11 protein-coding genes are annotated in these 9,064 nt (G+C 60.4%); 2 read left to right on the forward strand and 9 right to left on the reverse strand.

Annotated features, from left to right (window positions below; all coding sequences use genetic code 11):
* Nucleotides 1–9: 9 nt before the first annotated feature.
* From rnc to rpoZ, 8 genes are all read right to left on the reverse strand, one after another.
* On the reverse strand, nucleotides 10–729 hold the full coding sequence (rnc, locus tag B9A97_RS20680) for a ribonuclease III (RefSeq protein WP_084367711.1): 720 nt from the start codon (nucleotides 727–729) through the stop codon (nucleotides 10–12).
* Nucleotides 726–1,469: a signal peptidase I gene (gene lepB / locus B9A97_RS20685; RefSeq protein WP_084367712.1), complete on the reverse strand. Its 744-nt coding sequence runs from the start codon at nucleotides 1,467–1,469 to the stop codon at nucleotides 726–728. The genes rnc and lepB overlap by 4 nt, the downstream gene beginning before the upstream one ends.
* A gap of 95 nt (nucleotides 1,470–1,564) precedes the next feature.
* Nucleotides 1,565–1,969: a holo-ACP synthase gene (gene acpS, locus B9A97_RS20690; protein ID WP_084367713.1), complete on the reverse strand. Its 405-nt coding sequence runs from the start codon at nucleotides 1,967–1,969 to the stop codon at nucleotides 1,565–1,567.
* The gene (locus tag B9A97_RS20695; protein ID WP_084367714.1) at nucleotides 1,966–2,580 is read right to left on the reverse strand and encodes a DUF2062 domain-containing protein; all 615 of its coding nucleotides are present in this window, start codon (nucleotides 2,578–2,580) and stop codon (nucleotides 1,966–1,968) included. The genes acpS and B9A97_RS20695 overlap by 4 nt, the downstream gene beginning before the upstream one ends.
* 140 nt (nucleotides 2,581–2,720) lie before the next feature.
* On the reverse strand, nucleotides 2,721–2,873 hold the full coding sequence (locus tag B9A97_RS20700) for a DUF3563 domain-containing protein (RefSeq protein WP_084367715.1): 153 nt from the start codon (nucleotides 2,871–2,873) through the stop codon (nucleotides 2,721–2,723).
* 174 nt (nucleotides 2,874–3,047) lie between these two features.
* On the reverse strand, nucleotides 3,048–3,596 hold the full coding sequence (locus tag B9A97_RS20705) for a hypothetical protein (RefSeq protein WP_084367716.1): 549 nt from the start codon (nucleotides 3,594–3,596) through the stop codon (nucleotides 3,048–3,050).
* A 71-nt stretch (nucleotides 3,597–3,667) separates the two neighbouring features.
* A complete protein-coding gene (locus tag B9A97_RS20710) occupies nucleotides 3,668–5,896 on the reverse strand; it encodes a RelA/SpoT family protein (RefSeq protein WP_084367717.1) in 2,229 nt (742 codons plus the stop codon).
* Nucleotides 5,897–6,004: 108 nt separating this feature from the next.
* Nucleotides 6,005–6,403 carry a DNA-directed RNA polymerase subunit omega gene (rpoZ, locus tag B9A97_RS20715; protein WP_084367718.1) on the reverse strand — a complete coding sequence of 133 codons (399 nt, stop codon included), beginning with the start codon at nucleotides 6,401–6,403 and terminating at the stop codon, nucleotides 6,005–6,007.
* Nucleotides 6,404–6,701: 298 nt separating this feature from the next.
* On the opposite strand from rpoZ, the gene B9A97_RS20720 reads away from it, so the two are divergent.
* Together B9A97_RS20720 and B9A97_RS20725 are read left to right on the forward strand one after the other, a co-directional pair.
* Entirely contained in the window at nucleotides 6,702–7,283 is a 582-nt protein-coding gene (locus B9A97_RS20720; RefSeq protein WP_084367719.1) for a LabA-like NYN domain-containing protein, read from the forward strand.
* 364 nt (nucleotides 7,284–7,647) lie between these two features.
* Nucleotides 7,648–8,769 carry a bifunctional transcriptional activator/DNA repair enzyme AdaA gene (locus B9A97_RS20725; RefSeq protein ID WP_084367720.1) on the forward strand — a complete coding sequence of 374 codons (1,122 nt, stop codon included), beginning with the start codon at nucleotides 7,648–7,650 and terminating at the stop codon, nucleotides 8,767–8,769.
* On the opposite strand, the gene B9A97_RS30025 is transcribed toward B9A97_RS20725, so the two are convergent.
* Nucleotides 8,748–9,064 (reverse strand): hypothetical protein (locus tag B9A97_RS30025; RefSeq protein WP_210189718.1); only part of this gene is annotated, 317 nt, incomplete at its 5' end. The genes B9A97_RS20725 and B9A97_RS30025 overlap by 22 nt on opposite strands.

Raw genomic sequence — 9,064 nt, forward strand, 5'->3', positions numbered from 1 at the left:
ATCTTCCAATCAATCGGCGGGCGTGGACTTCTGCCAGACGCCTTCGCGTTCCAGAAGCCGTGTCGCGGCCACCTGTTCGGCGGCCCGTTTGGACCGCTCGGTTCCCGTCTCCGGCGCTATGCCGGGTATTTCCACCGTCACCGTGAAACGCGGATCATGATCCGGTCCGGAGCGTTCGGCAATCCTGTAGCTGGGCGTCGCGGCAAATTTCGCATGCGCCCATTCCTGCAATTCGGTCTTGGCGTCGCGGCGGGCGCCATCTTCGCGCACGGCGCGTTCCTGCCACCACCGGAGGATAAAGGCGCGTGCCGCCTCCAGCCCGCCATCGAGGTAGATGGCGGCAATCAGGCTTTCGACCACGTCGGCACGCACATTCAGCATGGCCTTGCCGGTGATCTTCTTCACGTCAGCACCGGTGCGGATGAAGCGGTGAAGGCCGATCTCGTCGGCCACCGCCGCACAGGTCTCGGCACTGACCAACTGGTTGAGGCGAACCGACAGCTCGCCCTCCGATGCCTTGCGATAGGTGGTGAACAACAGCTCGGCGATACAGAGGCCCAGCACCCGGTCTCCGAGAAATTCCAGCCGCTCATAGTCCGAGCCGCCTGCGGAGCGCGCGCTGGCATGGGTGAGCGCGCGGTCCAGCCTGTCCTTGTCGCGGAACTCGTGGCCGACAGCGGTCTCGATGACCGCCATTTCCTCAGCCTGGAGCCGCTTCGTCTTCTTCATTCCACACCCTTGAACAGGCGATCCCAGCGCATGTTGGCAGGCCATTTCCAGATCTCGCGGAACGACGTGTCGTTGCCCAGCGAGAAGAAGATCACGGAGGCGCGGCCGATCAGGTTCTCGGCAGGCACGAAGCCCACGTCAAAACGGCTGTCGAGCGAATTGTCGCGGTTGTCGCCCATCATGAAATAATGGCCCTCGGGGACGATGAATTCCTGGGTGTTGTCGCCACGCGAAATCGGCGACTGGTCCAGGGTGTCATAGGTCACGCCATTGTCGAGCGTTTCGCGGAACACCGGAACGTTCGAGCCGGGATCCTGGCGATAGTCCGAGGTAAACGTGCCATCCTGTACGCGCGGCACCGGCTTGCCGTTGACGTGCAACACGCCCTCGATCACCTGGATGCGGTCGCCGGGGAGGCCGACCAGACGCTTGATATAGTCAATGTCGGGGTTCGGCGGGAAGCGGAAGACGACGACATCGCCACGCTCCGGTTCGCTGGCGAGAATGCGGCCGGAAAACAGGTCCGGCGAGAACGGCAGCGAATATTTCGAATAGCCATAGGCGAACTTGTTGACGAAGATATAGTCGCCGACCAGCAGGGTCGGCATCATCGAGCCCGAGGGAATCGTGAACGGCTGGAACAGCACGGTCCTGATGATCGTGGCCAGCAACAGCGCCTGGATGATGACCTTGATGTTTTCCCAAAGGGCGCTCTGCTTGTGTTCAGCTCTGTCGGTCACGCCGGCTTCTTCCTTTTCGGTGTTTGACGCTTTCTAGTCGCTTCGGTGCGCCTCGGCAACGGCCATGCGAGGCAATTTCCCGTCAGCGGCCGGGCTTATCCCTTTGACGGCCTGGCTTCTATGATCACGAAGGCCTGGGCATAGGGGTGGTCGTCGGTGATGGTGAGGTGAATGAAGGGTTCGTGGCCCGCAGGCATCAAGGTGGCCAGGCGGGTGGCCGCGCCACCGGTCAGCACCATGGTCGGCTTGCCACCGGGCAGGTTGACGACACCCATGTCGCGCCAGAAAACGCCGTTGGCGATGCCGGAACCGAGCGCCTTGGAGCAGGCCTCCTTGGCCGCAAAGCGCTTGGCATAGGACGCCGCCCTGTTGGCGCGGTTGTCCGACTTCTGCCGTTCGATTTCGGTGAAGCAGCGATGGGTAAAGCGGTCGCCGAACCGCTCGATCGATTTCTCGACGCGGGTGATCTCGATGAGATCGCTGCCGATACCAATGATCATTGAGAACTTTCCGCAGTCATGGATCCGGAACGGCTGGTCACGCCTCGTGCATCATCCGTGACGACCCGCACACGCGCCCGCTCTGCCAGCCTCTCGCGACGGCCGGCCTGATAGCCGCGCACGGCATAAAAAATCACGACATAGAGAATGACACCGCTTGCGACCGCCAAAGGCACCGCGCCAACCAGCATCGGCTTCAGCACAGGATCCCAGAGTTGCGACAATTCGAGTTTCTCGAAGAGTGCCACCAGATCCACGGTGCCGTCCTGCACGCCATGGCCCAGCATGAAATGACCGAGTTTCCAGGTCACTGCCCAGATGAACGGGAATGTCAGGGGATTGCCGAATGCGGTCCCCAGGGCCGCCGCGATCATGTTGCCGGCAAGCAGATATGCAATCGCAAAGGCCAGCAGGAAATGGAATCCGATAAACGGTGTCCAGGATGCAGCCACGCCCGCCACCACGCCGGCGGCGATGGCATGCGGCGATGCGGTCAGCCTCATGATCCGCTTGCGTAAATACTGGAAAGATCGCGACAAGCCCATGCGCGGCCAAAACAGCGCGCGCAATCTTTCACTCTTGCCAACGGGTTCTCTGCGACGAAACACCATGCGTCACATGTAATGGTTCGCCCCCCTGCAACACAAGAGGTAAACCGGCTTACACTCATGAGACAACGGCGCCTTGGCCGCATCGCCCGATGGCATCATCTCCGTCGGTGCGTCTGCACCGGCGGACTTTTCTACCCGTATTACAGGCCGTTGCGGAACAGGCCGCGATCGATCTGGCGCTGGCGGTATTCGAGGTCGAAGCGGTCGCGCGAGGCGTTGAGGTAAGCGGCTTCGCGGTCAGCGACGGTGGGGGCGCGCAGGGCGCGGGCGATCTTGCGGATAGGCTCGAACATGACGTTCCTCGTTTCCTTCGTTGGTATGCACGAAAGATAATATTGCGCCGCAACATTGACCAGATGGGGAAACGGACCGCTGCCATGCGCTTGGTGCATGGCAAGTTCAAAAGCTCGTCACAATGCGCTCATGAAATGGGCATATTGCCGCACATCGGACTACACCAGACCATATTAGCGGTTGAGCCCGCCGGCCTTCAGCACGGCGTTTCGCCGTTCGTCATCCCAGATCAGGTCACTGCAGGCTGCCATATCGACCCGATCAAGGCGGAAGGTTTTGTCGTCAGCGCCGAATGACGGCTCGCCGGCATCGCATCCGCCGATCCCATTCCCAAGGTCAACCAGCACCGCGTTCCGATCCCGCGCAGTCACGCTGAAGGCGCCGCCGTCGCATTCGACATTGCAGGACAATCCGCCCGAGCCGGTACGGCAAACAATGGGGATCTGCTGATCCTCCTGCCCTTCCCGAAAGCGGACTGTCATATTGAGCACCGTCTCTGGCGTGCCCGGCAGCCGGTACACCAGCGCGGTCATGCGGACCACGTTCTGCTGGGGATGCGCCGACAGATGCGATTTGGTGTAGCGCCGCTCGAAACAGGCGACAGCGATATCGGTCGGTCCCACATCAGCGCCATAGATCACGTCCTGCGCCAGCGCGACGGCGGGCGCGGCAACAGAGGCCAAGCCCGCCAATGCCAACCGCGCGATAAGCCCTTGCGCCATGCTCCCGCCTCCCCCAAGTCAGATGACGACAGCAGGATGGCTGAAAACCTCAGGTCTTTCCAGAGGCGGGACTAGTCGTAGAGCCGCTTCACCGTGGAGATGCAGTCCAGGTCCTTCAACTGCGACAGGAGCTGGTTTAGCTGCCTGAGGTCCCAGACTTCGACATCGATGGCCATCTCGGTGAAATCCGTGGCGATGCGGACCATGGTCAGCATGCGGATATTGATGTCGAGACGGGCGATGGTCTGGGCGACTGTCGCCAGCGTGCCCGGTTCGTTGATGGCGTTGATCATCAGCCGGGCCATGAAGCGGGATTTGTTGGCTTCATCGAGATCCCAGCGGATATCGATCCAGCGGTCCGGCTCCTCATCGAAACGCTGAAGGCTGGAGGCCTGGATCGGATAGATGGTGATGCCCTTGCCGTCTTCCATGATGCCGACGATGCGATCGCCCGGAACGGCCCCCGACGGCGCGAAATGCACTTCGGCATTGCCGCTCAACCCGCGGATCGGCAATGGCTCCGGCCCGTCGCCCGCCGTTGGCGCATCGCCGATCGGCCTGTTCTTGCCGGGCAGCTTGAACACCATGCCATTGGCGCTGCTCATGGCGAACCAGCCTTCGTCAGCGGAAGGCTTCACCGTCACGCGCTCGTCCTGGTAATCCGGGAAGACCGCACGCAAGACGTCGAGTGATGACATCTCGCCACGACCGACGGAGGCAATCGCATCCTCGACGTCGCGATGGCCCAGGCGATGCAAAGCGGGCTTCAGGGCGTCGCGGGAGAAAATCTTGCCGGCGCGCTCGAAGGTCCGCTCCAGGATACGATGGCCGAGGCCGGAATATTGCTTGCGGATGGCCATGCGGGTGGCGCGCCGGATGGCGGCGCGGGCCTTGCCAGTGACAACGATCTCTTCCCAGGCCGCCGGCGGCACCTGCACGCCTGAGCGGATGATTTCCACTTCATCGCCATTGGAAAGCCGTGTCACCAGCGGCATGATTGAGCCGTTGATCTTGGCGCCGACCGTGGTGTCGCCGATATTGGTGTGGACGGCATAGGCGAAATCGATCGGGGTCGCGCCGCGCGGCAACGCGATCAGCTTGCCCTTCGGGGTGAAGCAGAACACCTGGTCCTGGAACAGTTCGAGCTTGGTATGTTCCAGGAACTCTTCCGGATTATCGCCTTCGGCGAGGGCCTCAATGGTGTGGCGTAGCCAGGAATAGGCATTGCTTTCGCGCGACAGCAGTTCGCCGGGTTCGCCGTTTTCGCCATCCTTGTAGAGCGCGTGGGCGGCAATGCCGTATTCGGCGATCTCGTGCATGCGCCGCGTCCGGATCTGCAGCTCGATGCGCTGGCGCGACGGGCCGACGATCGTGGTGTGGATCGAGCGGTAATCATTCTGCTTTGGCGTCGAGATATAGTCCTTGAACCGGCCCGGCACGACGCGCCAGCGGGTATGGACGATGCCAAGGGCCCGGTAGCAGGCGGGAATGTCGTCCACCATGATGCGGAAGCCATAGACATCCGACAACTGCTCGAAGGACAGCGATTTCGACTGCATCTTGCGGAAGACCGAATAGGGCTTCTTCTGCCGGCCCTTGACGCCGGCATGCACGAGACCGTTTGCCACCAGAAGCTCGCGCAACTCGTCCTCGATCTTCTTGATCAGGCCCTCGTTACGCTGGGAGAGTTCGGACAGCCGGTTGGTGACCGTCTCATAGGCCTCCGGGTTCATGTAGCGGAAGGATAGATCCTCCAGCTCGTCGCGCATGTCCTGCATACCCATGCGCCCGGCCAGCGGCGCATAGATTTCCATCGTCTCCTCGGAAATCCGCGCGCGCTTGTCGTCGCGCATGTGCTCGAGGGTGCGCATATTGTGCAGGCGGTCCGCCAGCTTGACCAGCAGCACGCGCACGTCGTCGGAAATGGCCAGCAGCAGCTTGCGGAGATTTTCCGCCTGCTTGGCCTTCTTCGTGACCATGTCGAGCTTCTTGAGCTTGGTCAGCCCCTCAACGAGGCGGCCGATATCCTCGCCGAACAGTTCGTCAATCTCGGCGCGGGTCGCCGTCGTGTCCTCGATCGTGTCATGCAGCAGGGCAACCGCGATGGTCGACTCGTCCAGATGCATGTCCGTCAGGATCGCGGCCACCTCAAGCGGATGCGAGATATAAGGATCTCCGCTGGCCCTCTTCTGCTGCCCATGCTTCTGCATGGCATAGACATAGGCCTTGTTCAGGAGTGCTTCATTGGCATCGGGCTTGTATTTCTGAACTCGTTCCACGAGTTCGTATTGCCGCATCATGCGAGGCTGCTCCAAAAAAGAAAAGCGCGCCAACCGTTCAGATTGGCGCACAACAATGCACTCAGTCGCTGCAGAGTAAAACGGAAAAAATTACCGTTTGGTAATCAATCAGTAATCGTCGCTTTTTTCCGGCGGCACGAGGCCTTCGATACCGGCCAGAAGCTCGTCTTCCGACATCTGGTCGAAGGTCAGCGTCTCGGGCAGTTCGTCCTCGTCGTCGGACTTGATGGAAGCAGCAGCGGCAGCAATCGCGGCGCTATCCTGTTCCGGCTCATCCACCTCGACATGCTTCTGCAGCGAATGGATCAGGTCTTCCTTCAGGTCGCCCGGCGACAGCGTCTCATCGGCGATTTCGCGCAGCGCCACGACCGGGTTCTTGTCCTTGTCGCGATCAACGGTGATCGGGGCGCCCTGCGAGATCTGGCGGGCACGATGGCTTGCGAGCAGGACCAGCTCGAAGCGGTTGTCTACTTTGTCGATGCAGTCTTCAACTGTGACACGGGCCATTGCCTGTCCTTTGCGATCATGGTCTCATGGAATTGACTGCCGGATACAATCAATGGGCTTTGAATTCAAGTTTTTCTTGACAACAGCCCCCTGCGGTGGGTGCCGGTGCCCAATAAATGGCCTTGAAGGACGCGATCTTCAACCCAGGCGTGCTTGGAATAAACACATTCCTGCCCTAAATAAATCTTATATGAATAATTCATAACATACGCGAATTATTCATGAGTTTTAAGGCAGGGTTTTGTTTTGATTATCTTTTGCCGACTGAAACCATTTTGCAAAAAAGGATAGTTGCAGCATGTTTGATCCGAGAGAGAAGATCGCTCTTTTCATCGATGGCGCCAATCTCTATGCAGCCTCAAAGAGCCTCGGCTTCGACATAGACTACCGAAAGCTGTTGAAGGCGTTTCAAAAGCGCGGTTACCTGCTGCGCGCCTATTACTACACAGCCCTGATCGAGGACCAGGAATACTCCTCCATCCGCCCCCTGATCGACTGGCTGGACTACAATGGCTACAAGGTGGTGACCAAGCCGGCCAAGGAGTTCACGGACTCCATGGGACGCAGAAAAGTCAAAGGAAACATGGACATCGAACTGGCCATCGACGCGATGGAGCAGTCCGAAACCGTTGATCATCTGGTGATCTTTTCCGGCGATGGCGATTTTACCACGCTGGTGGAAGCGCTGCAGCGCAAGGGCCGCAAGGTCTCCGTCGTCTCGACCATGGCGACGCAGCCGCCGATGATCGCCGATGACCTTCGCCGCCAGTCCGACTACTTCATCGATCTCGTCTCGCTTAAGCCGGAGATCGGTCGCGATCCGTCCGAACGTGCGCCGCGGCCGGCTGAACCTGTGGCTCCGCAAGAGTTCGAGGACTGACGGTCGGCTCCTTTCATTCCCCAGATCTGCCCTCGGGATCGAAGCAAATCCCACGCGCCGCGATTGTATTCCGCAATATCAGGCGGAATAAGATGATGAAATTGTCGGCGTTTGTAGCGAACTGCCGCCATATGCACGACTTTTTTTGGACAATGGCGGCCGGAGCGGACGTGAATCAGGCCTATAAAACTGTCTGATTTCAACTCCTTAAGGCTTCAACCATTGCCCTCCTCGGCATCCAGCGGAAGCCTAATGCCTGTCCATGTATACTTGGCGACGCAGGCTGCTCATCCATCGGTCAAAGAGTTTAATCCACGCCCGTTTTTCGGCGGCGGCGGGCGCTGTTTCGCAGTACAAGTGCTGCATGCTCTTCGATCGCCCCACTGATGATATCCTTTACGACGCTCTCGTCGCCCGCGATGCCGGATATGATGGCTTCGCCTATGTCTGTGTCACCTCGACCGGCATTTTTTGCCGGTTCACCTGTCCGGCGCGCAAGCCGAAACGGGAGAATTGCCGGTTCAAGGAGAGTGTGGCTCAGTGCCTGGAAGCCGGCTTTCGCCCCTGCAAGCGATGCCGTCCGATGTTTCGCATCGGCGGCGGCGACCCGGTCGTGACAAAGCTGCTGAAATGCCTGGACCAGGATCCTCATCGGCGTTGGCGGGAAAACGACGTCCTCGCCCTGGGCTATGATCTCTCGACGGTGCGGCGCGCCTTCAAACGGCAGTTCGGCATGAGCTTCCTGGAGATCGCCCGCCTCCGGCGGATCGGCCAGGCGGCTCAGGCCCTGACGCAAGGCGAAGCCGTGATCAACGCCCAGATCGATGCGGGCTTCGAGTCCGGCAGCGGCTTCCGGTCCGCGATCACGCAACTCTTTGGCGCTCCGCCCGCCACACTGCAAGGCGCGACGCTGCTCAAGGCCGACTGGATCGAAACCCCCATCGGTCCGATGATGGCGATTGCCTGCGACCACGCGCTGCATCTCCTGGAGTTTGCCGATCGTCCAGCCCTTCCGGCCGAGATTGCGCGCTTGAAGAAGCGCAGCGGCAAGGGGATCGTGATGGGCCGCACTGTTGTGACCGAGCAGATTACCCAGGAACTCGACCGCTACTTTGCCGGCCATGACGAGGGTTTTACCGTCAGGATCGGCGGCCATGGCACGCCGTTCGAGCGGCAGGTCTGGCAAGAACTGCGGTCCATTCCCGTTGGCACCACGCGCAGCTATTCGATGATGGCCGATGCAATCGGCAGGGGGACGGCAGTTCGTGCGGTCGCCCATGCGAACGGCGCCAACCAGATCGCCATCGTGATCCCGTGTCACCGGGTTCTCGGCGCCGACGGCACCCTGACGGGCTATGGCGGCGGGCTTTGGCGCAAACGATGGCTGATCGAGCATGAACGCCGCATGGCGGCCGGCGAAGCGCCAAGATGTGCGCCGGCCACTCCAGATACAGCTCAGCCGGCTTACGGCGAGGGAGCGGCATAACGCCGTTCGTGCACGCGTCGATCTGTTTTGGCGCGCCTTTCCCGATCCTGCCGATTTTCGCGCAGGAACCATGCCGAGAGCCGGATGATCCATTCACTGCCCTGCCACTCCGCCGCCTCCAGTGGATCGGAGAGCGGGTGGCGGCGGCGCCTGTTCTCCCGGGTAAGTGCGTCAAACATCAAAAGCCAGTTGAGTTGCATTGTAACCGGTGTTCTGCCCCCACATTGCCCGCCGTCGCCTGATCTGTGATCGAACATTCCGTGGATGAGCGACAAGGAGTTTCTCCATGGAGTCT

It is taken from the genome of Rhizobium sp. RU36D (assembly GCF_900176345.1).
GTDB lineage: Bacteria > Pseudomonadota > Alphaproteobacteria > Rhizobiales > Rhizobiaceae > Allorhizobium.

Bases quoted from the DNA above. Each gene is read 5' to 3' on its own strand.
- rnc (WP_084367711.1), bottom strand. From the start codon at position 729: ATGAAGAAGACGAAGCGGCTCCAGGCTGAGGAAATGGCGGTCATCGAG.
- acpS (WP_084367713.1), bottom strand. From the start codon at position 1,969: ATGATCATTGGTATCGGCAGCGATCTCATCGAGATCACCCGCGTCGAG.
- B9A97_RS20695 (WP_084367714.1), bottom strand. From the start codon at position 2,580: ATGGTGTTTCGTCGCAGAGAACCCGTTGGCAAGAGTGAAAGATTGCGC.
- B9A97_RS20700 (WP_084367715.1), bottom strand. From the start codon at position 2,873: ATGTTCGAGCCTATCCGCAAGATCGCCCGCGCCCTGCGCGCCCCCACC.
- B9A97_RS20705 (WP_084367716.1), bottom strand. From the start codon at position 3,596: ATGGCGCAAGGGCTTATCGCGCGGTTGGCATTGGCGGGCTTGGCCTCT.
- B9A97_RS20710 (WP_084367717.1), bottom strand. From the start codon at position 5,896: ATGATGCGGCAATACGAACTCGTGGAACGAGTTCAGAAATACAAGCCC.
- rpoZ (WP_084367718.1), bottom strand. From the start codon at position 6,403: ATGGCCCGTGTCACAGTTGAAGACTGCATCGACAAAGTAGACAACCGC.
- B9A97_RS20720 (WP_084367719.1), top strand. From the start codon at position 6,702: ATGTTTGATCCGAGAGAGAAGATCGCTCTTTTCATCGATGGCGCCAAT.
- B9A97_RS20725 (WP_084367720.1), top strand. From the start codon at position 7,648: ATGCTCTTCGATCGCCCCACTGATGATATCCTTTACGACGCTCTCGTC.